We start from the raw sequence: 24,038 nt of genomic DNA, 5'->3' as shown, positions 1-24,038 counted from the left end.
ATATGGCAGAAAAAACGTTAATACTAGCATCCCTTAGTTCTTATCGTGCACAATTATTAAAAAAAGCAGGTTTAAAGTTTTGCATTGAAGGAGCTTCTATTGACGAAAGGGAAATAGAAAAAACAGGAGAAATAGAGGCTCCTAAAAAACTTAGTTGTTTTCTTGCAAGTGCAAAGGCAAAAGATGTTTCTGATCGCTTTCCTGATGCCTTTGTCATTGGATGTGATCAAGTGCTTGATTTAGAAGGACAAGTTTTTCATAAAGCCACGACTAAAAAGGAAGCACATCAACGTTTAAGTGATTTATCAGGAAAAACGCATGAGCTTCATAGTGCAGTAGCTTTATTTCAAAATGGTAAAGAAATTTGGGTGGAAGTTTTTAGTGCACATATGTCAGTGCGTCCTCTATCATCAGAGTTCATTGAACGTTATTTAGCACGTGTAGGAACAGATGTTTTAAACAGTGTGGGAGTGTATCAAATTGAAGGGGAAGGAATCCATCTGTTTGAAAAAATTGATGGAGATTTTTTTACCATTATTGGTTTACCTTTATTACCTTTATTAGCAAAGTTGCGGCATTTTGGGGTTATTGATGGTTGATACGACAATAAGGTGTAAAAAAATAATTCCACGTGCTTTTGTTGTTGGAACTCCTATTCATCATTCAAAATCACCAAAAATTCACAATTTTTGGCTTAAACACTATAATTTACAAGGTAAATATTTGGCACAGGAAGTAAGCTCTGAAGAATTTAGAGATTTTGTCAGATCTATACAAAAAAGAGGTTTTTGTGGGGGGAATGTTACTCTACCCTATAAACAGGAAGCCTTTCTTTTAGCACATCATAAAGACAATGTAGCAACAATGATTGGTGCTGTTAATACACTATGGTATGAAGGGAATAAGCTTTGTGCAACAAATAGTGATGCCTATGGTTTCAGTGCTAATCTTGATGATTTTGTCCCCGATTGGGGGGGAGAAACAGCACTTGTTTTTGGTGCCGGTGGGGCTGCCCGTGCTGTCCTGTACGCTTTAAAAAAGCGTGGATTTGAACGTATTTTCTTGCTTAATCGCACAAAGAAACGTGCAGATGATGTGGCCGAATATTTTGGGAAGCCTGTTGAAGTTTACGATTGGCATCGCGCTGGTGAAATACTTGATCAAGCTGATTTAATTGTCAACACAACTTCCGTGGGGATGGCAAACTCCCATGAAAAAGGAAGTAATTCTTTCTTTTGCGATTTTGATAAAACAAAAACAACGGCGTTAGTGACAGATATTGTTTACACGCCATTGATAACACCTTTTTTACAACAAGCAAAAGTACATGGTTTAAAGATAGTAGATGGGCTTGGTATGCTTTTACATCAAGCTGTTCCTGGTTTTGAACGATGGTTTGGAATAAGACCACAGGTTACAAAAGCACTACGGGCAGAAATTTTAAAAGATATGGGTGAAGAGACAGGATGAAAATCATAGGGTTGACCGGATCAATCGCTATGGGAAAATCAACAGTTGCTGATTTTTTCAAACAAGCTGGTATTTCTGTTTTTAGTGCTGATGATACAGTGCACCAGCTTTATAAAAGTGAGCCAACTTTATCACTTATAGCGCGCACATTTCCTAATGTTGTTGAAAATGGCAAAGTTAATCTCCTCAAGCTTTCGGAGATTTTGATCAACGATAATGAAAAATTACAAACATTAGAAAAAATAATTCATCCTTTGGTACAAAAAAAAGAAAAAGAGTTTATTGATACAGCACGCAAACAGGGAGAAAAATTGGTTGTTCTTGATATTCCCCTTCTTTTTGAAACAAATGGTGAAAAACGTGTAGACAGGGTTGTTGTTGTTTCTGCTCCATTAGCAATACAAAAAGAGCGTGCTATGATTCGCCCAAATATGAATGAAAAAAAATTTGCCTTTATTCAAGCGAGACAAATGTCTGATGAAAAAAAACGAAAACGTGCTGATTTTATTATTGATACAGGAAAAGATTTAGAGAATACACGTCAACAAGTTTTTTGCGTGATAAAAAAAATACTAGAGAATTGAAATAATGCGTGAAATTATTTTTGATACAGAAACAACAGGTTTAGATAAAGAGAAAGATCGCATAATCGAAATTGGTTGTGTAGAGATGGTTGATCGTTATCTTACAGGACGCCGATTCCATGTCTATTTGAACCCACAAGGCGTTATTATTCCTGATGAAGTTGTAGCAATTCATGGACTGACCAATGAACGCTTAAAGAATGAAAAAAGCTTTAGTGATATTGCTGATGAATTTTTGGAGTTTATCAATGGCGCAACAATGATTGCGCATAATGCGAGCTTTGATATTGGCTTTCTTAATGCCGAGTTAGGACGAGCGAAGAGACCACTTATCAGTGTTGATAATATTCTTGATACATTGGCTATGGCGCGGCGTAAATTTCCCATGGGACCTAATTCCCTTGATGTTTTGTGCAAGCGTTTTGGTATTGATAATAGCCATCGTGTTCTTCACGGTGCTTTGCTTGATGCGGAGATTCTCGCTGATGTTTATATTGAACTGATTGGTGGAAAACAGGGTGTATTAGGTTTTGATAACAAGGGGAGTATTGATAAAGATACCCAGAATGACAAAGATGCTCTCTACGCAGTTAAATTTCGTCCACAGACCTTACCTTCAAGATTAACGGCACAAGAAAGAAGATTGCATGCTGATTTTATCAACAAAATGGGTGAAAAGGCTCTGTGGAATGACTTCAAGATTCCTGAGTAATTTACCGCTCTTTTTCTTTGAAAGATTATTTAAAAGTCTAAGAAAAATAAAATTTCTAAAAACATTATCCAAAAAAATATGGTCGTTGTGGGGAGGGGAACACCACAACGACCCTGTCATTACATCGTACCTCAGCTATCATAGGAGGAGCAAAATGAAAGCTATTATATCCTGTAACAGCAAAGAAAAGCTCTAGGTACGAACTATAAAATGTAACGACTTCACACCTTATGGAAATAAAAAATGGCTTTTTAGAGGCAATTCGATAAATTTTAAAAAAGAATGAAAAAAATATATAAAAGCGAATTGTTTTTTGACTGAAATGGAGAAATAAAATTGTCATGAAAGCAACAGATCATCTTTTTTTGGTTGATGGATCGGGCTACATTTTTCGTGCTTATTACGCTTTACCACCTTTAAAGCGCAAAAGGGATGGACTTCCTGTAGGAGCTGTCGCTGGTTTTTGTAATATGCTGTGGAAATTGCTCTGTGATGCGCGAAATACAGCTACCGGTGTTGTTCCAACACATTTTGCTGTTATTTTTGACTATTCATCCGATACATTTCGGAAACAAATTTATCCACAATATAAAGCGAATCGAGAAACACCTCCTGAAGATCTTATTCCTCAATTTGCTCTCATACGCCAAGCAACAAAGGCTTTTAATTTACCTTGTATCGAAAAGGAAGGGTTTGAAGCGGATGATCTCATTGCGACTTATGCACAACTGGCAACAAAGGTTGGAGCAAAAACAACAATTATTTCTTCTGACAAAGATCTTATGCAGTTGGTGAATGCGCACGTATCCTTGTATGATGGAATGAAAGATAAGCATATCGGTATTTCTGAGGTTATAGAAAAATGGGGTGTTGCACCTGAAAAGATGGTCGATTTGCAGGCTTTGATTGGAGATTCGACAGACAATGTACCAGGTATTCCAGGTATTGGCCCCAAGACTGCAGCCCAATTGCTAAATCAATTTGGTACTCTTGATCTTTTGTTGCAGCGCGTATTGGAAGTTAAGCAAACAAAACGACGTGAAAATCTTCAAGTTTATAGTGAACAGGCGAAGATTTCTCGTGAGTTGGTTCGGCTTAAAAGAGATGTTCCTATAGACAATAGTTTAGATGATTTTGTTTTGGAATCGCAAGATGGTCCGCGTTTAATTGCTTTTCTTAAGGCTATGGAATTTACGACATTAACCCGTCGTGTGGCAGAGGCAACAGAATGTGATGCAACCGTTATTGACGCAGTCGATATCCATGTTGCGTGGCCGGACTCTGTACAGGAGGTTAATCATGAAGCGAAAAAAGCAGAGAGAGAATTTTCTCAAGGTTTTTCTGAAAATTCCCCGCAATTGTTAGCACAAAAACGTAAAGACCAAGCACGAACGCAAAAAATCACAAGAGATACTTATGCGACTATTCTTGATGAAGAAGTTTTAAAAGAATGGCTATCGGAAGCACAAGAGCAAGGTTTTTTCGCTTTTGATACTGAAACGACTTCACTTGATCCACTGCAAGCAAAGCTTGTTGGTTTTTCATTAGCATTACAGCCGGAAAAAGCAGCTTATGTGCCTCTTGAGCACATTGAAGGGGGAGATGATCTTTTAGGGGGTGGGCGCATTACCAGACAGATTGAGACACAAAAAGCTTTGGCACTTTTAAAGCCGATATTAGAAAATCAAGCGATATTAAAAATTGGTCAGAATATAAAATATGATTGGTTGGTGATGAAACAACACGGAATTGTGATAAGCTCTTTTGATGACACCATGCTTTTGTCTTATGCTTTAGATGCTGGAACTTTAACACATAATATGGATGATTTATCTGAACGTTGGCTTGGGCATAAACCAATTGCTTATAAGGATTTAACGCATAATGGAAAAAAGATTACTTCTTTTGCGCAAGTAGATTTGCAACAGGCAACCCTTTATGCTGCTGAAGATGCTGATGTAACACTTCGTTTGTGGCAAGTTTTAAAACCACAGCTTGTCGCGCAGGGAATGACAAAAATTTATGAGCGTCTTGATCGACCACTGATAGAAGTTCTTGCAAGAATGGAAGAGCGCGGGATTCTCATTGACAGACAGATTTTATTACGTCTTTCGGGAGAATTAGCGCAGGCTGCTTTTATTTTGGAAGAAGAAATTTATCAGCTCGCCGGTGAAAAATTTAATCTTGCTTCTCCAAAGCAATTAGGTGATATCCTTTTTGATAAAATAGGCTTGCCTGGTGGTTCTAAGACCAAAGGTGGACAATGGTCAACATCTGCTCAGACCTTAGAAGAGTTGGCTGCTGAAGGTCATATTTTGCCACGTAAAATTATTGATTGGCGTCAACTTGCAAAACTAAAATCTACTTACACAGATGCTTTACCTTCTTACATTTTGCCAAAAACAGGACGTGTTCATACAAATTATTCTTTGGCAATAACATCAACGGGGCGGTTATCATCATCAGAACCTAATTTACAAAATATTCCAGTACGAACTGCTGAGGGACGTAAAATACGAGCAGCTTTTATTGCTCCAAAAGGACATTTACTGTTATCAGCTGATTATAGCCAGATTGAATTGCGCATACTTGCGCATATTGCCAACATCACGGCGTTAAAGGAGGCTTTTGCCCAAGGTCAGGATATTCATGCTATTACAGCATCACAAATGTTTGGAGTTCCTATAGAAGGGATGCATTCAGATATACGACGCCGTGCAAAAGCAATTAATTTTGGTATTATTTACGGTATTTCAGCTTTTGGATTAGCCAATCAATTGGGTCTTTCGCGACAAGAAGCAAGCCGTTATATTCAGCTTTATTTTGAAAGATTTCCAGGAATCAAAGACTATATGGAAACGACGAAAACATTTGCGCGTCAAAATGGTTTTGTAGAGACAATTTTTGGCCGTCGTATCCATTATCCGGAAATAAAAGCAGCGAATCCACAAGTTCGTGCTTTTAATGAGCGGGCTGCTATTAATGCACCGATTCAAGGATCAGCGGCGGATATTATTCGCCGCGCCATGATTCAAATGGAAGATGCTTTAGAAAAGGAAAAACTGTCGGCAAAAATGCTGCTGCAAGTGCATGATGAACTCATTTTTGAGATACCGGAAAATGAAAGTGAAAAAACCATGACTGTTGTTAAAAAGGTTATGGAAAATGCTACAATGCCAGTCCTCTCTTTGTCTGTACCACTTGAAGTGAAAGTAATGGTTGCTCAAAATTGGGATGAGGCACATTAGCCTTTTTAAGTTATTTTGTTTTTAAGAATAGTGATAGCATTGGCGAGGTTAAGATAAGCTTTGATAGGCAAATGATCCGAGGCAATGCGTGCAAGCGGTGAATCATGACTTTCAACATTTATTACCAATTGTTGGGGGAAAGCAAAAATTCTATCAAGGGCAAGAAAGGGAAAGCGAGAAGGAAAACTTGGCACAGTTCCAAGTGTGCTATCAAAATAAGAAGAGAAATGGTTTAAAGATGAACCTTTTCCCACACGCCATTCGTTAAAATCGCCGATAAGGAGTGTAGGCATAAGGGGGCGTTTTTGTAAGAGTGCAAGGAGCATTTTTGTTTGCTGATTGCGAGAGTGGCGTAATAAGCCAAAATGAGCGGCAATAACACGAATAAGACCTGCGTCCATTTCCAACTCTACAATCACAGCACCACGTGGTTCAATACCAGGAAGAGTGACTTGTAAGATATCACGTACGTGTCCTTTTCGCATAAAAAGAGCGTTCCCATGCCATCCATGACCATGAGATGACATGGGATTTATGGGCACTCGAATCAGTCCCGTTTCAGTTTTTAAAAGTTGAAGATCAATTAAACCAACGCGCTCACCAAAACGTTTGTCTACTTCTTGAAGGGCAAGAATATCACTTTGCAATTCAGCAATGACATGTACAATACGCGTAGGATTGAAAACTTTATCGACACCTACACATTTATGGACATTATAGGAAGCGACACTAAGATCATAATGATTGTTCTGGTTGATAATGTTTGACTGATGATGAGAATGGTTGTGGAGAGTCTTTAAAAGAGAATTATGAAGCTTTTGCTGGATGAAGGCAGTGAACCGAGGAAATTTCTGCTTGTAAGGCTTCTTTGTCATTTTATGAATAGTGATGCCTAAAAGGTAGAGGATAAATGCTGGATTAAAAGCAAAAGAACCTTGTTTCCTTTGAGAAACAAGGTTCTTTAATTAAGTTATAGCTTTTGCAATCAGTCACGATTTGAGCCAAGAAACTGTAGCAAGAAGACAAACATATTAATGAAATCAAGGTAGAGATTTAATGCCCCCATAATAACTTTACGACCTTGAGTGCCAGCGCTGTCTCCTTCATAATACATTAATTTGATGTTCTGTGTATCGTAAGCTGTTAAACCAGCAAAGATAAACACGCCAATTACAGAGATAGCAAATTGCAAGGCGCTTGATCCAAGAAAGATATTCACAATCATAGAGAGCATCAAACCAATCAAACCCATAAAGAGAAATGAACCTATCGCTGTGAGATCACGCTTTGTTGTATAACCATAAAGTGAAAGAGCACCAAAGGCTGCAGCGGTAATGACAAAAGTTTGCACAACACTTTCTGTCGTATAACGCAAAGTGATCGAGGAAAGTGAAAGACCCACCAGAGCAGCATAACCAAAAAAGAGGCTACGCGCTGCATTTGTACTCAATGTGTTGATTTTAAAACTAAGGAATAATACTGCCACGAGTGGTGCAAACATAACAATGTAGGAGAGTGGAGATGTGTAAAACGTTACTCCGAATGAAGTTAAGTAAACACTGCTATTGATTTGAGCAGCTGCTTGGCTCATATCTTTCGTTGTTGCTAATGATGCAATTGCATAAGCAGCAACAGCTGTAATAAGCAACCCAAGGGTCATTGTATTATAAACGCCCAGCATATAGCTGCGCAATCCTTGATCAATTGATGCATCGGCATGGGAAACAGACGCCGAACGTAAATTTTTGAAATCAGCCATAATATAAAGTCCTTTAGCATATGTTCCACCAGATGTCGGGGTTAAAAGGTTTATCCCTTTATAAGAGCAGGCTTGTGTAAACTCTCACTCGCCCTATATAACCAATCCTAGGCGCCGCTGGTGGAATTCCAGCATACCTCCTTTTATTATGGGGATTTATTTTAAAATTACAAGAGATTTTCATGAGAAACAAACCTTACAAATTGGTAAGGAAAAGGCTTATTTTAAGTAACACTATAAAGTATTTTTTGGAAGAATTTGCACATTTTTTGTAAGAGTTTGTGTAAGGGAAAAGCTTAGAATGTGAGGCTTTCTTTATTTCTTATCACAATGATATCGTGTAAAATTGATAGAGCATGACCATTTTTGTGTTCATGAAGTTATAAGATTGAGTAAATCATTATACTTTCCAGCTTCCAATGTTATGTCTATACAGTTCATCAACGACAGTGTGTTTTAAAAAAGTCTTTTTAAAACACATGGAGATTCATCTATTGATCTGTTATTGAACGTTTCTTTTGTTTCAGAATAAGAGGCGTTGAAAAAATAAAAAACAACAATATCAAAGATTTTGAACACTATATGAAAAATGATAAAGAATGATTTCAAAAACATAAGATGTAAAAATATGCACGTCTTGTAAACATATCCTAAAAAATGCAATGATTCTCAATAAATGAACAAGCTTTTTATTAAGAAGATGTGCGATTGGAATGACGTTTTGTTTTTATCCAAATACGCAATTCTTCAAAAAGGATAGCGATAACACCAAGTGTGATAAAACTATCGGCAAGATTGAAAATAGCAAAATAAAAAATATCATCAATATGAAAGAGTATATAATCAGTGACATGGTGAAAACGAATCCGGTCAATAAGATTTCCGATTGCCCCGCCAATAATAAGGGTAAGACCAAAGCGCGTTAAAGATTTATTATACTCAACATTTTTCCAGAGCCATAAAAGAAAAACAAGGATAGTAAATGTAATGGCAATAAGCCCCCAGTGAGAAAAGGAAGAAAAAAACGAAAATGCGATACCGGAATTACGCACATGGTAGAGGGAAAGGAAAGGAAAAAGCGGGATTGCTGTTCCTAGGAGCATATTATTCATAACCCAATATTTTACTGCTTGATCAAGTCCTATTGTAAGTACCAAGCCAAGAAGAAAAAAAGGCAGTGATTTACGTATCATATTCTGGCCTCATTGTTCCAGTGTTAAATAAGGGCGGCGGATTTCATAAAGCATGAGAGCTGTTGCTATCGCTAGATTAAGCGAGTCAGCACGTCCACTTTGTGGTATACGTGCCAGTTTATCACAACAATTTGCAAGAATATCTGGTAACCCCTGTTTTTCATTTCCCATGAGAAGTATAACAGGTCCATTTTTGAAATCAATTGTACGATAGTCAATGGATCCTTTGAGATGTGTGCCAATGATCATGCCATTAAAGCGAGAAGACCAGTTTAAAAAGGCGCTTTCATCCAAACGATAGAGAGGTATGGAGAAAATTGATCCCATTGTTGCACGTACTGTTTCGGGCGAAAAAGGATCTGTTGTTTCGCCGATCAAAATAACGCCTTTAGCTCCTACAGCATCAGCAGTGCGGATAATGGTTCCAAGATTCCCAGGGTCACGTACGCGCTCAAGAGCAACATAAACATCTGTAACACGTCCTTTTATTGTTTCAAGGAAGTGCCACTGTTGCTTGAAAATGCCAATAACTGTTTGTGGGTTATCACGATGGGTAATGGATTCCATCACTTTTTCTGAGGCTTTAATAACAAAACCGCCATTGGCTACAGTACGTGCAGCGGTATTTTCGATAGCGGCATTACCCATTTTGCTTTTAGAAAAAATAAGTGTTTGTAGAGTCCAGCCGAGATTGAGAGCATCAATCACCAATTTAAGCCCTTCTGCCATAAAAAGCCCTTCTCGATTACGGTTTTTCTTTTGGCTGAGTGCGCGAAGATCTTTGATGATAGGATTGCTAAGGGAGGTAATTTCTTTAACCTTACCAGTTTTGGGTATACACATATTCAGGCAATCCAACGGCTAAAAAGAGAAGTAGAAAGGGCGCGTCCGGCAGCTTCTTCACGCAAGATAAGTTCTCCTGATTCGACCGTGCCACCAAGGTTTATGAATTCATCACGCATTAAAGCATGGAGTGCGTAGAAGGAAGCACGAATAGAATAAGCTGTAAGGACAATGGCAAGAGGTTTATCAGAAAGGAGTTTACGACAGTTTGTAATCATAGCCGGTAAGTGATCAAACAGTTGCCAAATTTCGCCATGAGGTCCACGCCCATATGCGGGAGGATCAAGAAGAATGATATCATAGTTTTTTTGACGACGCAGTTCACGTTCGACAAATTTTACAGCATCATCGCAAATCCAGCGAATAGAATGATCTGTTAATTTTGCTGTTTCTTGATTGGCTTTTGCCCAAGCGATGGCTTTTTTAGAAGCATCAACATGCGTAACATGTGCACCTGCGCGTGCTCCAATCAGAGAAGCAATACCCGTATAGCCAAAAAGATTGAGCAATTTTACCGGACGAGTAGCTTTAACAATTTGTTCTTCTATAAAGCGCCAATGGGCTTCTTGTTCAGGAAAAAGACCCACATGACGAAAAGAAGTAAAACGACCTAGAAAAGACAATCCATTCCAAGCAAGTGGCCAAGTTTCATCAAGCGGTTTTTGGGGAAAATGCCAGCGACCAACCCCTTCTTCTTCTCGATTTCCTGTGAAAATAGCATCAACATCCACCCAATATTTTTGTGGTAAAGCAGGTTTCCATAATGCTTGACCTTCAGGACGGATAATGCGGTAAGCTCCATAACGTTCTAATTTTTGCCCATTACCGGAGTCTATGAGAGCATAATCTGCACTCATACCTGTTTCTAAAATAAGAGGTAACTTTTCCTGCGGATATTTATTCTTATGGTGAGATTGAAAATATTGTGCAGGCATGTTTGGTATCATGATACGGGTATTTTAAAAGTTTACATTAAAAAAGCTCTTAAATTTCTCGAGCTCAGCGTTGCTTTTTTTGAGCGCTTTTTTGCATTTATGATAGGCAAACCAATAGATGAAGCTTCCTAATAAAAGACCAAGACCAAAAAAGAGAAAAAGCCATATAAAAAAAGGAGCATGGTAAGTAAAACTTCCAGAGTTTATTCGAAAAGGAACAAGCGTCAATGCAACCATTTGACGATTTACTAAAACAAAAGCAACCAAGAACACTGTAAAAATTACTAAAGCAGCCGCTGAAAGAATACGTTTAATTATCATAAGTTACTCACTGATTAAGGCGATCACGTAAATCCTTGCCAGTTTTGAAAAAAGGAATCCATTTTTCTTCAACAACAACGGCTTCACCTGTTCGTGGATTACGACCATTACGTGCTGCACGGCTTTTAACAGAAAAAGCTCCAAATCCGCGAAGTTCAACACGATTACCATTGGCAAGCGCTGTTGAAATTTCCTCAAAAATAGCATTCACAATATTTTCCACATCACGTTGAAAAAGATGCGGATTCTGACGGGCGATAATTTGTACAAGTTCTGATTTAACCAAAATAGCCTCGCTTTCACACAAAAAGGTTTTTACAATTGTGCATTTCATGCATGCATATTACAACATATAAATGTTTGAAAGCAAAATAAAACCAAGAAAAAACAAATTGCAAGAAACAAAATTTGAAAATACTTCTTATAGAGGTTATACAGGTTAAAAAACACGGAATATTGAAGAGATTAGAGTAGTATGTCCGTACACAATTATTATGAAGCTTTTTCAACAAAATCATCTGGTGGTGATGTTTTTAAAAAAGCATCCCGTCATTCGCGTCGCATTAGCGTATTAAAATTTTTTTTACCTCTTTTAGCATTGGTAACGGCACTCGTTTTTTGCTGGTTTACATTTTTCTTTGTTCCCGTTTCTTCTGATCCTGTTACCTTAAAAAGTGAGGAGGGGGAGATAATGAAATTGACGATGCTCAACCCAAAATTAGAAGGCTATACGCGTTCTCATGAGCCTTATTGGCTTAAAGCAGAAAAGGCATTTCAAGATCGTACCCGTTCTGGAGTGATTGGGTTACAAAATATCACAGCTGAAGCACTTGTAGGCAAAAAAAGACGGGTTTTTCTCGATGCACAAGGGGGAGTTTATGATAACATGAACGGTTGTTTACAGTTGGATAAGCCATTCACCATTACGACAAATGACGGAATGACTGCACAATTTATGGCAGCAAATATTAATTTATCTGAGGGGCAATTAAATACAGATCAACGTGTCAATATTCAGCGTGCAGGATTGCATCTTGCAGCCAATGCTTTGCAAATTCGAAAAAAAGGACAAAACATGTATTTTCATGGCGGTGTGCATTTAGTGCTTGACAAGCAATGAGAGAGTCTCAATACGAATCTTTAAATTTTCGTTATGAAGAAGAAGTCTGTGTATATATGGACAGAAGAATGAAGGGTGATGAGATGAAGCCGAAGAAACCATACAAAAAATGGTTGAGTATGATTTTGGCTTTAAGCATGGGAATGTTAGGGATTGGAACAGTTTTGGGATATGCTGAAGTTGCTCATTTTGGAATTAATTTATCAAACGACAAAGAACCAGTAGAACTTTATGCCAATTCTTTAGAAATACGTGATAAAGAGGGGATAGCGCTCTTTAATGGTAATGTTTCGGTGGTTCAAGGTGAACGTCTTTTGCGAACGGCAAAATTGGTTGTGTACTACGATAAGGCGTATAAAGGTGCGAATAAGGATCAAGGAGACATGAAAGCATCGCCTGCTTGGTTTGGTTCGACAGGTATTAAGAAAATGGAAGCTTTAGGAAAAGTTTATATAAAAAATGCTACGCAGATCGCTACGGGTGATAAGGGTGTTTTTGATGGTAAGTCGAAAATAATGCGTTTGACAGGGAATAATGTTGTATTAACGGATGGTGATAATGTGGCAACGGGATGCAAGCTAACGGCAGATATGAAAAGCGGAAAGGCTTTTTTAGAAGGTTGTGAGACATCTGAGAAAAAGGGCCGTGTTTCTATCATTTTTAAACAAAATCAAAAAAATGGCCATTAAGATTTCATGTTTGGAATCAAAAGAAAAAAACAGACAGACAGACATGATCTTGCCAGTGAAGCTTTAAGAAAGCGTTTAAAGGGAACTTTAATTGCCAGTCGTTTAATTAAGGTTTACCGTGGAAGGCAGGTTGTTAATGGTGTTTCTTTTGGTATTCGTACCGGAGAATCTGTTGGCATTTTAGGTCCCAATGGTGCGGGTAAGACAACTTGTTTTTATATGGTTACGGGCCTTATTAAATCGGATGGAGGATCTATTAGAATTGATGGATTTGATGTTACCCATCTTCCAATGTATCGACGTGCACGTTTAGGTATTGGGTATCTTCCGCAAGAAGCGTCGATTTTTCGTGGACTTTCAGTAGAAAATAATATTAAGGCTGTTTTGGAAGGTGTTGAAAAAGATCCCCTCAAGCGACGTGAGGAATTGGATGCTCTTTTACATGAATTTAAAATTGATCATCTACGCAAGATGCCAGCTCTTTCTTTATCAGGGGGAGAGCGCCGACGGCTTGAAATTGCACGTGCCCTAGCCTCTCGCCCCAATTTTATGTTACTTGATGAACCATTTGCAGGAATTGATCCTATCGCCATTTTTGATATCCAGCAGCTTATTCGTTATTTAACGCAGCGCGGAATTGGTGTTTTGATAACGGATCATAATGTACGAGAAACATTGGGTCTTGTCGACCGTGCTTATATCATTCATGCGGGACGAGTGTTGGTTCACGGTTGTCCCAACGATATTATCAACAATGCTGATGTGCGTAGAATTTATTTAGGAAATCAGTTTTCTCTCTGATTTTACAGGTTCAATGAGTATCTTAAATCTAAAGAGGATATGATGGATACAAACACCATTCTTGAATATTCAGGAAATTAAACGCATTATGCATTATAAAGGGGCGAAAAAACTTTATTTTAATTCTTAACCGCGATTATAGAAATGCGTCTTTATTGTATAACTAAGAACGATTATTAATACGTTGCGGAAGCTATGATTATTATTAAGCACTTTAAATAAAACAAAAGATATAGCAGTCTAGGAGAAAAAAAGCATGGGTGTTTTTTAGTTTTGTTAATACAACAGGGGCTCTATTTATTGGGTTAGAGTTGAGAAGCTCCTTATTTGTGCCAAAACTTTTTTTATGATGATCACCTTAAATTGAATTTTTGCTGAATGTTGAAAAAATCCTCAACAAGATGAGGTGATTTTACTATATTTATAGATTTAGTTCGCTTTTGACTATATCATGGAAAAGATATCACTAGATTAACCTGATAATGAATGATAAACGGGGCTATAAATAATAAATGCGCATGTTGTTAGGAAAGAGAGAGTATTAAAATGCTTTTTCTGTCGAATCGAGCAACATATCAATGGCGCTGTTTAGGATATTTGAGGGTGGCACCATGGGTTATATATTACGGTTGTCAAATAAGATTTGTGATATTTTGTTGGTTTGCATTGCGCATTTAAAAGCAGGTGCATGGCAGCGGGTGTTAATCTGAATATGTGAATCTCTCTAAAATAATTATTGAATGATTAAAAGCTTTTAAGATCGTTAGGCAGTGTTCAAGCTGCACGGTGTTTGCCAAATTAAAAAGCCATTTTACCTCGATATGCTTCTCATTTTATGAAGAGCTAGGTTTTAAAAAGAAGAGGAAGATCTGATGAGGAATTATACGCGAACTCTTTTGATAAAAAAGGTGATAAATTTACGAACAATGCCTTTGCGGATATCGTAGGAAGATTAATTTTACGGACAATTTCATTTCTTTGTTTTCTCATGCTGTTAATGAGGAGGTGAGTAACTATTTATTGTTGCACGAAGAGTGAGATGAAATGAATTGAGCCATCACCCGTTATAAATTGAAAAATAAAGTCACATGCGATGATGCAAGAAAGTGAAAGAAACTTTAAGGATCTATAGTGTTTACAGGTTTATTGGTGAGCATTTGAGCGTGTAAAAGGAAAATTAAAATATGAATTTGAGTGAGTTAATTGCACCGGAAGCAATTATTCCGGCTCTTAAAGCGAATTCGAAGAAGCAAGTTCTGCAAATTTTGTCTGAAAAAGCTGCTGAGCTGACAGGTCTTAGTGAACGTGTGATTTTTGATATTGTTTTGCAACGTGAAAAACTAGGTTCAACGGGGCTTGGTGGTGGTATTGCGATTCCTCATGGAAAACTGCCTGATATTCATCGAATCATGGGTATATTTGCGCGCCTTGAGAGCCCCGTTGATTTTGAAGCTCTTGATGACGAGCCTATTGATCTTATTTTCCTCCTTTTAGCACCTGAAAAGGCTGGAGCAGACCACTTAAAAGCTTTATCGCAGATTGCACGTGTTTTGCGTCATGTTGATGTTGTTCAAAAATTACGTAATACGCATGATGCTCATGCACTTTATGTTCTATTAATTCAGAATTCAGAATCAAATGCAGCTTAAAAAAATGGCGTGGTGCATTGTAGAGAATGCACCAAAGAGTAGGTTAGAAAATAAGACAATTTGCGCTTAAAGAGCTTAGAACCATTCATTATATCATGTGATTTAAAAAAAATTCTAGCAAGGAAATCATCACTTCAAAAAGCGGGAACAACTCTAAACTTGTGTGCAAAGCATCCATTATCATGCTTTTAGATTTTTTAATTTATTCTATGAATTGTATTTTTAAAATTAAAATGGTTTGAAGAGTATGAAAAGGCGGTATTGAACAGGAAGTATGGACACACTATAATTTGTTGAGGGGTGAATATTTTATGATTTTTATTAACGCAAATGCGTTAAGTGTGTTGAGTTTATAAATGATATCTGAAAGGCTGTGAAATGAAGGATATTCCTTTATGGGATGTATTTCCAGAATTTTACAACAATTGCCTGTGGTGTAGAAGCATGATTTATTTCTTAACAGGGTGATGCTATATTCACACTTTATTTTGAAGTCTGATTGCTTAAAGAGAGAGTTTTTATACGAGAAATGGAATTTATAGCATAAAATCAAGATGTTATTTTTCACAATCTGGTTATTGAATAAAAATTCCATATTTAGTAACAACCAAAGAGTCAAAATTAAATGTAAAAATCTTTTCTTGTTGGAGTAAAAATATTTTGCTTGTTGAAAGGATGAGGACGATTACACTAGAGCGTTGACGAGCTTTTATTGAGCCTTTCTCATGAAGAGAATCTTATTAGAGACTAAAGAAGTGAGCTAAATGAAGATGTTTGAAAAGACGGTTATTGCTGCATCTATAATGGTTCTGATTACTTTCGGAGAAGCGTGTGCACAAACGCCAAGCCGTTTGAATCAGTTTGAGGCGTGGGGAGCCTATTCTTATAAATCACCAAAGAATACAATTTGCTATGTGTTATCGGTACCCTTAGAGGCACTCCCAACGACGGTTAATCATGGCGATAATTTCTTTTTGGTTACCAAGCGTTCGGATTCGCCCATCTCATTTGAACCACAATTTATGGCTGGATATACACTTAAAGAAGGATCAAAAGTTACTGTGACCATTGGAAATGTGGATTTTGATTTTTTTACGAAGGATTCATCGGCTTGGTTGGCATCATCAGCGCTAGAAAAGCAGCTTGTTTCTGCTATGCGTTCTGGGATGAGTATGACGGTGAAAGCACTCTCAAAACGAGGAACCCATACCACCTATACTTATTCCTTAAGAGGTATAACTGCTGCATTAAACACGGTCCAGAAATGTCATTAAGCTTTCTGTAACTCTAAATTCGTGATATAAATTGGAAAACAATGGCCATTTCATATGACCTTAGACCAGTCGGTGCATGTCGAGCACGAGAAACAGATACTGTTATCGTGGAGGGGGGCGCGAAGCGCTCTTTAATTGGCTTATCACAAGATGAAATGATGCACGCTTTAAAGACAATTGGTGTTCCAGAGCGCCAAACGCGTATGCGTGTACGCCAGCTTTGGCACTGGCTTTATGTACGCGGCGTTTCAAATTTTGATGAGATGCTGAATATTTCTAAATCCATGCAAGAAATGCTTAAAAGGCATTTTTCCATTGCACGTCCGGAAATTGTTGGAGAACAAATATCAAAGGATGGAACGCGTAAATGGCTCTTGCGTTTTCCAGCCCGTGGGGCAGGAAGGCCTGTTGAAATTGAAACGGTTTATATCCCTGAAGAAGGGCGTGGTACTTTATGTCTTTCATCACAGGTAGGATGTACGTTAACGTGTTCCTTTTGCCATACGGGAACACAGGTTCTTGTTCGTAATTTGACAGCAGAAGAAATTTTAGCGCAATTATTGGTTGCACGTGATTGTTTAGGTGATTTTCCTGATAAAAATACTCCTGATGGAGCAATTGTCCCAGTTGAAGGGCGTAAAATCACCAATATCGTTATGATGGGGATGGGCGAACCGCTTTATAATTTTGAAGCAGTTAAAAAAGCTTTATTGATTGCTTCTGATGGAGAAGGGCTTTCTTTATCAAAACGTCGAATTACGCTTTCAACAAGCGGGGTTGTTCCTGGAATTATCCGAACCGGTGAAGAAATTGGAGTTATGTTAGCAATTTCACTTCACGCAGTGCATGATACACTACGGGATATGCTTGTTCCTATCAATAAGAAGTATCCTCTTGCTTTATTAATGGATGCTTGTCGTAATTATCCTGGTCTTTCTAATGCAAAGCGCATTACATTTGAATATGTTATGCTGAAAGATATCAATGATAGTTTGGATGATGCAAAGCAATTGATTCAATTATTAAAAGGGATTCCGGCAAAGATTAATTTGATTCCTTTTAATCCATGGCCTAGTAGTAATTATCAATGTTCTGATTGGGAACAAATTGAGCGTTTTGCTGATGTGGTTAATCGAGCTGGTTATGCTTCACCTATTCGGATACCTCGCGGGCGTGATATTTTGGCTGCGTGTGGTCAGCTTAAATCAGCTTCAGAGCGCTTACGAAAATCTGAGCGTTTTCAACTTGAATGTGGAACTGGCACTAAAGAGCTTTAATCTTGGATGATGAGAAGATGTAAAGCAAAACTGGTAAAAATACTCGCCATACACCAATCTAAAAAACGGAGATAAGAAGGATTTTTTTTAAGGTTCTGAGTAAGCTTATGAGCCATAAAAACCATGGAAATCGTAATTGGTAAAGAAATAGGGATATAAGAGAGCCCTAAAATGAGCAATTTCTGTGTAGCCATGGGATCATTCGCATGAATAAATTGTGGTAAGAAAGTTACATTGAAAAGAATAACTTTAGGATTTAAGAGATTAATTCCAATACCGGCAAAATAATGACGTCTAAGGCTTTGACGCTTTTGAGGTGTTTTGTTGAGAGAAAATGTCGATTTTTTACATAATGCTTGCAAGGAAAGCCATAAAAGATAAAAAGCTCCCCCAATTTTGAGGAGAAAAAAAGCGCGTGGTGAAGCAAAAATAAGCGCGGATAGACCGAGCGCTACAGCAGTCACCTGAATGGCAAAACCTGTTGCACTTCCTAAAGCGCACATGATTCCAGCTTTTTTGCTCTGTGCAATAGTACGCCCTACTGATAGCATGATATCAGGTCCTGGAATGAGTGCTAAAATCAGCGATGCTAAAGCAAATTGTACAACAACAGACCACTCTGGTAGAAATGACACGTAAAACTCCTCTTATTGTAAGCAGTGCTTACCATTTGCACCCCTGAGAAAGACATATTCACTTACATTTTTTTACGTCTTTTTAATGTTGCTTAAAGAGAATTTATTTTTATACTGCTTATATCGTTTTTATTTCTGAATACAAGAAAAGAAAACGAACTATATAGAGCTTAAAATGAAAAAATACGAAAATATAAAGAAAGTTGTTTTAGCTTATTCAGGGGGATTAGATACATCCATTATTCTTAAATGGTTGCAAAGTGAACTAGGCGCTGAAGTTGTGACTTTTACAGCTGATTTGGGACAGGGGGAAGAGTTAACGCTTGCCCGTCATAAAGCTGAAATGCTTGGTGTTAAAGAAATCTATATTGAAGATCTACGTGAAGAATTTGTACGTGATTTTGTATTTCCGATGTTTCGTGCTAATGCCGTTTATGAAGGGACCTATCTTTTAGGGACATCAATTGCCCGTCCACTTATTGCAAAGCGCCTTATTGAAATTGCCAAAGAAACGAAAGCAGATGCAATCGCTCATGGGGCAACAGGAAAAGGCAACGATCAAGTACGCTTTGAACTTTCTGCTTATGCACTTAATCCTGATATCAAAATTATTGCTCCATGGCGTGATTGGTCTTTTAAAAGTCGGACGGATTTGATTGATTTTGCACGTGCACATCAAATACCGGTAGAAAAAGATAAGCAAGGCGAGGCGCCTTTTTCTGTGGACGCGAATTTATTGCATTCATCATCAGAAGGAAAAATTTTGGAAGATCCAGCCCTTCCTGCTCCTGAATATGTGCATATGCGTACGCTTTCACCGGAAGCTGCCCCAGATAAGGCGACCAGAATCACTATTGACTTTAAAAAAGGTGATGCCATTTCGATAAATGGGAAAAGTTTATCGCCCGCGAATTTACTGTCTGAATTGAATAGTTATGGACGAGACAACGGTATCGGTCGGTTAGATTTAGTAGAAAATCGTTTTGTTGGTATGAAATCACGTGGCATTTATGAGACGCCAGGAGGGACCATTCTCTTGACTGCTCACCGTGCGATGGAATCTCTCACATTGGATAGGGGAGCAGCGCATTTGAAAGATGAATTAATGCCGCGTTATGCAGAGCTTATTTATTATGGCTTTTGGTTTTCACCTGAACGCAAAATGCTGCAAGCTGCGATTGATTTATCCCAAGAAAATGTTGAAGGTGAAGTTACATTAAAGCTTTATAAGGGCAATGTGATTGTTGAAGGACGCCAAAGCAAAAAGTCCCTTTACTTTAGTAAATTGGTAACTTTTGAAGATGATGAAGGCACCTATGATCAACAGGATGCTGCTGGCTTCATTAAATTAAATGCCCTACGTTTGCGCACATTGGCAGTGCGTTCTTTGGCACGTAAATAAACAACCCCATAAAATAGCCTTTAAATATAAGTAAAAGGGCTTTTTTATATAAAATGTTTAATTTTGTCATTTTTCTAACTTATTGGTGTCTGCGAAGAGGTTAATTGTCCTATTTTTAGTTCGATGCTAGAGGATTTTTTTTCTTGCTGATATGTGTAATAGGAAAAACCTAGAATAATGGCAATTAAAATACCAATAATCAAAACGAGTAAATTACGGTTCATGATACTTATACTTCATTAATATAAAAATAAAAGAGGGTACAATGGAAAGAATAGGGCAGATACTGGTTATAACAAGAGCATAATTAAGAAGATTTTAGCGCGCTATTATTGACGAATAAGTTTAATAACCATACACCAAGCCATTAAAGAATTTAATTTTAGGATAAAGATGATGATGCGTGATCCGTATGATACCCTTAGCTTTACACAAGAATTAAGAGATGCAGCTGTTCAATCGAAAGTTTGGCCATTTGAAGAAGCACGCAAAATTATCAAACGGTATGAAAAAACAGGGTATCCAGAGAGTATAATATTCGAAACAGGCTATGGTCCTTCTGGTTTACCGCATATTGGAACCTTTGGGGAAGTAGCGCGTACAACCATGGTGCGTCATGCTTTCCATATTCTCACTGAGAATAAAGTAAAAACAAAGCTTCTTTGTTTTTCTGATGATATGGATGGGTTGCGTAAGGTTCCTGATAATGTCCCTGATCGCGAAAAAATGGAAAATTATCTTGGTCAACCGCTTAGCTGTGTACCAGACCCTTTTGGGGATAATTATCCTTCTTTTGGAGCAGCAAATAACGCGCGTTTACGCACTTTTCTTGATCGTTTTGGTTTTGATTATGAATTTGCTAGCGCGACAGATTATTACACTTCTGGTCGTTTTGATGAAACACTTTTAAAAATACTGAGCTGTTATGACAAAGTAATGGCAATTGTTTTGCCGACATTGGGTGAAGAACGTCGCGCTACTTATTCTCTCTTTTTACCGATTTCTCCATTTTCTGGGAAAGTATTACAAGTTCCGATGATTGCTCGTAATGTTGAAAAAGGTACGGTCACCTATATTGAGCCTGAAACGGGAGAAACCATTGAAACTGAAGTTACAGGTGGCAAGGTTAAGTGTCAATGGAAAGTGGATTGGGCAATGCGTTGGAAAGCACTTGGCATTGATTATGAAATGGCGGGAAAAGATCTTATCGATTCCACCACTCTTTCTTCTAAAATTTGTAAAGTGCTTGGTGGAAATCCACCAGAAGGATTTAATTATGAGCTCTTTTTAGATGATAAGGGGCAGAAAATTTCTAAATCTAAGGGAAATGGCTTAACCATTGATGAGTGGTTAACATATGCTCCGACGGAAAGTCTAGGGCTTTATATGTTTTCAAAGCCCAAAACAGCTAAACGGCTTTATTTTGATGTTATTCCAAAAGCAGTTGATGAATATTACGCGCATCTTTCAGCCTATGGGCGTCAAAAGTGGCAAGAGCGGCTTAATAATCCTGTATGGCATATCCATAGTGGTTGCCCTCCACAAGTTGATTTGCCTGTATCCTTTGCTATGCTCTTGAATTTGGTAAGCGCTTCAAATGCTGAAAATAAAGAGGTTCTTTGGGGCTTTATTTCTCGCTATGCTAAGGGAGCTAGCCCACAAACTTACCCAGCACTTGATCAATTGGTGCAATTTGCCATTAAATATTTTGAACTCTTTGTAAAACCAAATAAAAAATTTCGCCTTCCTGATAACAGTGAACGTGCGACATTAGTGCAAATAGATGTAAAATTAGCCAATTTGCCTGAAACTGTTGATGGAAACACGCTTCAAAATATGCTTCTTGATGTTGCGCGTTTAACGGAACGCTATCAAGACCATAGCAAGAAAAGCCCTGAAGGGGGGCCCGGTGTTTCAAATGTCTTTTTTCAAATGTTGTATGAAGTGCTTTTAGGACAAGAACGAGGACCACGATGGGGGTCATTTATTGCACTATATGGGATTAATGAAATGCGTGCACTGATTGCTGAAGCGCTTGCTCGGACTATGGTGGAATAATGGAAAAGAGAGCGCAAGAAGTAAAACGGCGTCGCACATTTGCAATCATTGCTCACCCAGATGCGGGGAAAACAACATTAACAGAAAAGCTTTTATTGTTTGGTGGTGCGATTCAGCTTGCCGGTGAGGTGAAAGCAAAAAAGGACCGTATTCAAACCCGCTCTGACTGGATGAATATTGAACGTGATCGTGGTATTTCAGTTGTAACATCGGTGATGACGTTTGAATATGAAGATCATATCTTTAATTTGTTAGATACCCCAGGACATGAGGATTTTGCGGACGATACATATCGCACGCTTACAGCTGTTGATAGTGCTATCATGGTGCTAGATGGTGCGCGTGGAATTGAGCCTAGAACACTGAAATTGTTTGAGGTGTGTCGGATGCGAGATATTCCTATTGTTACTTTTATCAACAAAATGGATAGAGAAGCACGTGATCCTATAGAGCTTTTAGATGAAATTGAAGAAAAGCTCGCTCTTGATACCGCACCAATAACATGGCCAATCGGTACGGGTAAAGATTTTGTTGGAACATTTGATCTTCATCATAATCGTTTTCGTCAAAAAGATGATGAGGTAATGCAACAAATGGTTTCTGGACCAGATGAGGTTGCAAATTTGCTTCCAGAAAACCAACGCTTATCTTTTATCGAAAGCGTAGAGCTTGCGCGAAATGCTTGCAAAAATTTTGATCTTCAAGCTTTCCGTGAAGGACATATGACTCCGGTTTATTTTGGTTCAGCTTTACGCAATTTTGGTGTTCGAGATTTAATCAATGCGCTCATTGATTTTGGCCAAAGCCCTCGTGATCAGAGCACAGATCAACGCAATGTCATGGCCATGGAATCTAAAATGACGGGATTTGTTTTTAAGATTCAGGCAAATATGGATCCCAATCACCGTGATCGTATTGCATTCTTTCGGGTCTGTTCGGGAACACTTGAGCGTGGCATGAAGACAAAGTTGGTACGAACAGGAAAATCGATGACGCTTTCTGCTCCACAATTTTTCTTTGCGCGCTCGCGGCAAATTGCAGATCAAGCTTATGCTGGTGATATTGTAGGAATTCCCAATCATGGAACGTTGCGCATTGGTGATACTTTGACTGAAGGAGAAGACATCCTCTTTAAGGGCGTCCCTAATTTTGCACCAGAAATTTTACGTCGTGTTTGTTTAGGCGATCCGATGAAAGCAAAAAAACTCAAAGACGCTTTACAGCAAATGGCTGAAGAAGGGGTTGTGCAGCTCTTTATTCCCGACGACGGATCACCTTCTCTTATTGGCGTAATTGGTGCTTTGCAAATTGATGTTTTAAAGGAACGACTGAAAATAGAATATGGTTTGCCAGTGAATTTTGAATCGGCGCGCTTTAGTATATGCCGTTGGATTTCTTCAGAGGATAAACACGAATTACAAAAATTTCTAACCAATCACCGTTCTGCTATCGCTCATGATTTAGATGGTGATGCAGTCTTTTTGGCAGAAAATCACTTCTCATTGAATTATGAAGCAGAACGGGCACCGAAAATAATATTTTCAGCTTTTAAAGATTATCAAATCCGCTCTGAATAAACAGCAACTTTTACTATTGGAAAAGCGGTTATTTTAATAAAATTCAAAAAAAAGGGAGAGGTGAAAATCCTCTCCTTTGTAGTAAGAGCTGTCATCGGCAAATTTAATCAAGCCCTTCTTTGATCCATTCAGAGACACGCCCCTTAGAAGCAGCTCCAACCATATTTGATGAAACATTTCCGTTTTTAAACATCAATAAGGTAGGAATCGAGCGTACCCCATATTGGGTAGCGAGTTCCGGATTTTCATCAATATTCACTTTAGCAATTTTAACTTGATTTTGCATTTCTACTGAAATTTCGTCCAAAATGGGAGCAATCATTTTACAAGGGCCACACCACTCTGCCCAAAAATCAACGACAACAGGGGTGCAAGAGGTCAAGACTTCATTTTCGAAATTGCTCTTATCAACTTTTATACATGTCATAAATTTATCCTTTATATCTAATTCTATACATCGGTACGATAACAATTCATATCAAGTTATTGCA

Annotated in this window: 24 protein-coding genes; 14 read left to right on the top strand and 10 right to left on the bottom strand. The window is 38.1% G+C overall.

Annotated features, from left to right (window positions below; translation table 11 throughout):
* Positions 1–2 precede the first annotated feature (2 nt).
* From J7R12_RS01330 to polA, 5 genes are all read left to right on the top strand, one after another.
* The gene (locus J7R12_RS01330) at positions 3–599 is read left to right on the top strand and encodes a Maf family nucleotide pyrophosphatase (protein ID WP_126602132.1); all 597 of its coding nucleotides are present in this window, start codon (positions 3–5) and stop codon (positions 597–599) included.
* Positions 592–1,470 (top strand): shikimate dehydrogenase, encoded by an 879-nt coding sequence (locus tag J7R12_RS01325; protein WP_126602134.1) that lies wholly within the window; start codon positions 592–594, stop codon positions 1,468–1,470. The genes J7R12_RS01330 and J7R12_RS01325 overlap by 8 nt, the downstream gene beginning before the upstream one ends.
* Positions 1,467–2,054, top strand: coding sequence for a dephospho-CoA kinase (gene coaE / locus J7R12_RS01320; RefSeq protein WP_126602136.1), 588 nt, complete (start codon positions 1,467–1,469; stop codon positions 2,052–2,054). The genes J7R12_RS01325 and coaE overlap by 4 nt, the downstream gene beginning before the upstream one ends.
* 4 nt (positions 2,055–2,058) lie before the next feature.
* A complete protein-coding gene (gene dnaQ / locus J7R12_RS01315; RefSeq protein ID WP_126602138.1) occupies positions 2,059–2,766 on the top strand; it encodes a DNA polymerase III subunit epsilon in 708 nt (235 codons plus the stop codon).
* Positions 2,767–3,107: 341 nt separating this feature from the next.
* On the top strand, positions 3,108–6,014 hold the full coding sequence (gene polA / locus J7R12_RS01310; protein ID WP_126602140.1) for a DNA polymerase I: 2,907 nt from the start codon (positions 3,108–3,110) through the stop codon (positions 6,012–6,014).
* Between the two features lie 5 nt (positions 6,015–6,019).
* Here polA and J7R12_RS01305 read toward each other — a convergent pair whose 3' ends face one another.
* From J7R12_RS01305 to ihfB, 7 genes are all read right to left on the bottom strand, one after another.
* Positions 6,020–6,889: an endonuclease/exonuclease/phosphatase family protein gene (locus tag J7R12_RS01305; protein ID WP_126602141.1), complete on the bottom strand. Its 870-nt coding sequence runs from the start codon at positions 6,887–6,889 to the stop codon at positions 6,020–6,022.
* Positions 6,890–6,999: 110 nt separating this feature from the next.
* Complete coding sequence (locus J7R12_RS01300; RefSeq protein WP_126602143.1) at positions 7,000–7,773, bottom strand: Bax inhibitor-1/YccA family protein; 774 nt, start codon at positions 7,771–7,773, stop codon at positions 7,000–7,002.
* 692 nt (positions 7,774–8,465) lie between these two features.
* Entirely contained in the window at positions 8,466–8,966 is a 501-nt protein-coding gene (lspA, locus tag J7R12_RS01295; RefSeq protein WP_126602146.1) for a signal peptidase II, read from the bottom strand.
* 9 nt (positions 8,967–8,975) lie between these two features.
* Positions 8,976–9,809: a TrmH family RNA methyltransferase gene (locus tag J7R12_RS01290; RefSeq protein ID WP_126602148.1), complete on the bottom strand. Its 834-nt coding sequence runs from the start codon at positions 9,807–9,809 to the stop codon at positions 8,976–8,978.
* A gap of 2 nt (positions 9,810–9,811) precedes the next feature.
* The gene (locus tag J7R12_RS01285) at positions 9,812–10,744 is read right to left on the bottom strand and encodes a class I SAM-dependent methyltransferase (protein WP_126602150.1); all 933 of its coding nucleotides are present in this window, start codon (positions 10,742–10,744) and stop codon (positions 9,812–9,814) included.
* A 24-nt stretch (positions 10,745–10,768) separates the two neighbouring features.
* Complete coding sequence (locus J7R12_RS01280) at positions 10,769–11,065, bottom strand: lipopolysaccharide assembly protein LapA domain-containing protein (protein ID WP_126602152.1); 297 nt, start codon at positions 11,063–11,065, stop codon at positions 10,769–10,771.
* A 7-nt stretch (positions 11,066–11,072) separates the two neighbouring features.
* On the bottom strand, positions 11,073–11,351 hold the full coding sequence (ihfB, locus tag J7R12_RS01275) for an integration host factor subunit beta (protein WP_126602153.1): 279 nt from the start codon (positions 11,349–11,351) through the stop codon (positions 11,073–11,075).
* 189 nt (positions 11,352–11,540) lie between these two features.
* On the opposite strand from ihfB, the gene lptC reads away from it, so the two are divergent.
* From lptC to rlmN, 6 genes are all read left to right on the top strand, one after another.
* Positions 11,541–12,185 carry an LPS export ABC transporter periplasmic protein LptC gene (gene lptC / locus J7R12_RS01270; protein ID WP_126602155.1) on the top strand — a complete coding sequence of 215 codons (645 nt, stop codon included), beginning with the start codon at positions 11,541–11,543 and terminating at the stop codon, positions 12,183–12,185.
* 83 nt (positions 12,186–12,268) lie between these two features.
* Entirely contained in the window at positions 12,269–12,874 is a 606-nt protein-coding gene (locus J7R12_RS01265) for an LptA/OstA family protein (protein ID WP_126602157.1), read from the top strand.
* A gap of 6 nt (positions 12,875–12,880) precedes the next feature.
* On the top strand, positions 12,881–13,675 hold the full coding sequence (gene lptB, locus J7R12_RS01260) for an LPS export ABC transporter ATP-binding protein (RefSeq protein WP_126602159.1): 795 nt from the start codon (positions 12,881–12,883) through the stop codon (positions 13,673–13,675).
* Positions 13,676–14,859: 1,184 nt separating this feature from the next.
* The gene (ptsN, locus tag J7R12_RS01255) at positions 14,860–15,324 is read left to right on the top strand and encodes a PTS IIA-like nitrogen regulatory protein PtsN (RefSeq protein ID WP_126602161.1); all 465 of its coding nucleotides are present in this window, start codon (positions 14,860–14,862) and stop codon (positions 15,322–15,324) included.
* A 770-nt stretch (positions 15,325–16,094) separates the two neighbouring features.
* Positions 16,095–16,598 (top strand): invasion associated locus B family protein, encoded by a 504-nt coding sequence (locus J7R12_RS01250; protein WP_126603999.1) that lies wholly within the window; start codon positions 16,095–16,097, stop codon positions 16,596–16,598.
* Positions 16,599–16,639: 41 nt separating this feature from the next.
* Entirely contained in the window at positions 16,640–17,875 is a 1,236-nt protein-coding gene (gene rlmN / locus J7R12_RS01245) for a 23S rRNA (adenine(2503)-C(2))-methyltransferase RlmN (protein ID WP_126602163.1), read from the top strand.
* Here the strand turns inward: rlmN and J7R12_RS01240 are convergent.
* Positions 17,872–18,510 carry a LysE family translocator gene (locus J7R12_RS01240; RefSeq protein ID WP_126602165.1) on the bottom strand — a complete coding sequence of 213 codons (639 nt, stop codon included), beginning with the start codon at positions 18,508–18,510 and terminating at the stop codon, positions 17,872–17,874. The two genes, rlmN and J7R12_RS01240, sit on opposite strands and share 4 nt — an antisense overlap.
* Positions 18,511–18,685: 175 nt before the next feature.
* On the opposite strand from J7R12_RS01240, the gene J7R12_RS01235 reads away from it, so the two are divergent.
* Entirely contained in the window at positions 18,686–19,912 is a 1,227-nt protein-coding gene (locus J7R12_RS01235) for an argininosuccinate synthase (protein ID WP_126602167.1), read from the top strand.
* A 74-nt stretch (positions 19,913–19,986) separates the two neighbouring features.
* On the opposite strand, the gene J7R12_RS01230 is transcribed toward J7R12_RS01235, so the two are convergent.
* Entirely contained in the window at positions 19,987–20,136 is a 150-nt protein-coding gene (locus J7R12_RS01230) for a hypothetical protein (protein WP_164713717.1), read from the bottom strand.
* 172 nt (positions 20,137–20,308) lie between these two features.
* Between J7R12_RS01230 and J7R12_RS01225 the strand changes: the two genes are divergently transcribed.
* Together J7R12_RS01225 and J7R12_RS01220 are read left to right on the top strand one after the other, a co-directional pair.
* Positions 20,309–21,970, top strand: coding sequence for a lysine--tRNA ligase (locus J7R12_RS01225; RefSeq protein WP_126602169.1), 1,662 nt, complete (start codon positions 20,309–20,311; stop codon positions 21,968–21,970).
* On the top strand, positions 21,970–23,547 hold the full coding sequence (locus J7R12_RS01220; protein WP_126602171.1) for a peptide chain release factor 3: 1,578 nt from the start codon (positions 21,970–21,972) through the stop codon (positions 23,545–23,547). Before J7R12_RS01225 ends, J7R12_RS01220 begins: the two co-directional genes overlap by 1 nt.
* A gap of 103 nt (positions 23,548–23,650) precedes the next feature.
* Here the strand turns inward: J7R12_RS01220 and trxA are convergent, their stop codons facing one another.
* Complete coding sequence (gene trxA / locus J7R12_RS01215; protein WP_126602173.1) at positions 23,651–23,974, bottom strand: thioredoxin; 324 nt, start codon at positions 23,972–23,974, stop codon at positions 23,651–23,653.
* Between the last annotated feature and the right edge of the window lie 64 nt (positions 23,975–24,038).

It is taken from the genome of Bartonella vinsonii subsp. vinsonii (genome assembly GCF_902825235.1).
GTDB classification, from domain to species: domain Bacteria; phylum Pseudomonadota; class Alphaproteobacteria; order Rhizobiales; family Rhizobiaceae; genus Bartonella; species Bartonella vinsonii.
The sequence above is the reverse complement of the archived record's forward strand: the minus strand, read 5'-3'. Positions and strand labels throughout refer to the sequence as shown.

Coding starts and splice junctions, on each gene's coding strand:
- J7R12_RS01300 (WP_126602143.1), bottom strand. CDS start 7,773: ATGGCTGATTTCAAAAATTTACGTTCGGCGTCTGTTTCCCATGCCGAT.
- J7R12_RS01325 (WP_126602134.1), top strand. CDS start 592: ATGGTTGATACGACAATAAGGTGTAAAAAAATAATTCCACGTGCTTTT.
- J7R12_RS01330 (WP_126602132.1), top strand. CDS start 3: ATGGCAGAAAAAACGTTAATACTAGCATCCCTTAGTTCTTATCGTGCA.
- polA (WP_126602140.1), top strand. CDS start 3,108: ATGAAAGCAACAGATCATCTTTTTTTGGTTGATGGATCGGGCTACATT.
- J7R12_RS01280 (WP_126602152.1), bottom strand. CDS start 11,065: ATGATAATTAAACGTATTCTTTCAGCGGCTGCTTTAGTAATTTTTACA.
- J7R12_RS01230 (WP_164713717.1), bottom strand. CDS start 20,136: ATGAACCGTAATTTACTCGTTTTGATTATTGGTATTTTAATTGCCATT.
- rlmN (WP_126602163.1), top strand. CDS start 16,640: ATGGCCATTTCATATGACCTTAGACCAGTCGGTGCATGTCGAGCACGA.
- coaE (WP_126602136.1), top strand. CDS start 1,467: ATGAAAATCATAGGGTTGACCGGATCAATCGCTATGGGAAAATCAACA.
- J7R12_RS01235 (WP_126602167.1), top strand. CDS start 18,686: ATGAAAAAATACGAAAATATAAAGAAAGTTGTTTTAGCTTATTCAGGG.
- J7R12_RS01290 (WP_126602148.1), bottom strand. CDS start 9,809: ATGTGTATACCCAAAACTGGTAAGGTTAAAGAAATTACCTCCCTTAGC.
- J7R12_RS01265 (WP_126602157.1), top strand. CDS start 12,269: ATGAAGCCGAAGAAACCATACAAAAAATGGTTGAGTATGATTTTGGCT.
- dnaQ (WP_126602138.1), top strand. CDS start 2,059: ATGCGTGAAATTATTTTTGATACAGAAACAACAGGTTTAGATAAAGAG.
- J7R12_RS01285 (WP_126602150.1), bottom strand. CDS start 10,744: ATGCCTGCACAATATTTTCAATCTCACCATAAGAATAAATATCCGCAG.
- J7R12_RS01220 (WP_126602171.1), top strand. CDS start 21,970: ATGGAAAAGAGAGCGCAAGAAGTAAAACGGCGTCGCACATTTGCAATC.
- ptsN (WP_126602161.1), top strand. CDS start 14,860: ATGAATTTGAGTGAGTTAATTGCACCGGAAGCAATTATTCCGGCTCTT.
- trxA (WP_126602173.1), bottom strand. CDS start 23,974: ATGACATGTATAAAAGTTGATAAGAGCAATTTCGAAAATGAAGTCTTG.
- lptB (WP_126602159.1), top strand. CDS start 12,881: ATGTTTGGAATCAAAAGAAAAAAACAGACAGACAGACATGATCTTGCC.
- lptC (WP_126602155.1), top strand. CDS start 11,541: ATGTCCGTACACAATTATTATGAAGCTTTTTCAACAAAATCATCTGGT.
- J7R12_RS01305 (WP_126602141.1), bottom strand. CDS start 6,889: ATGACAAAGAAGCCTTACAAGCAGAAATTTCCTCGGTTCACTGCCTTC.
- J7R12_RS01250 (WP_126603999.1), top strand. CDS start 16,095: ATGTTTGAAAAGACGGTTATTGCTGCATCTATAATGGTTCTGATTACT.
- J7R12_RS01225 (WP_126602169.1), top strand. CDS start 20,309: ATGATGCGTGATCCGTATGATACCCTTAGCTTTACACAAGAATTAAGA.
- lspA (WP_126602146.1), bottom strand. CDS start 8,966: ATGATACGTAAATCACTGCCTTTTTTTCTTCTTGGCTTGGTACTTACA.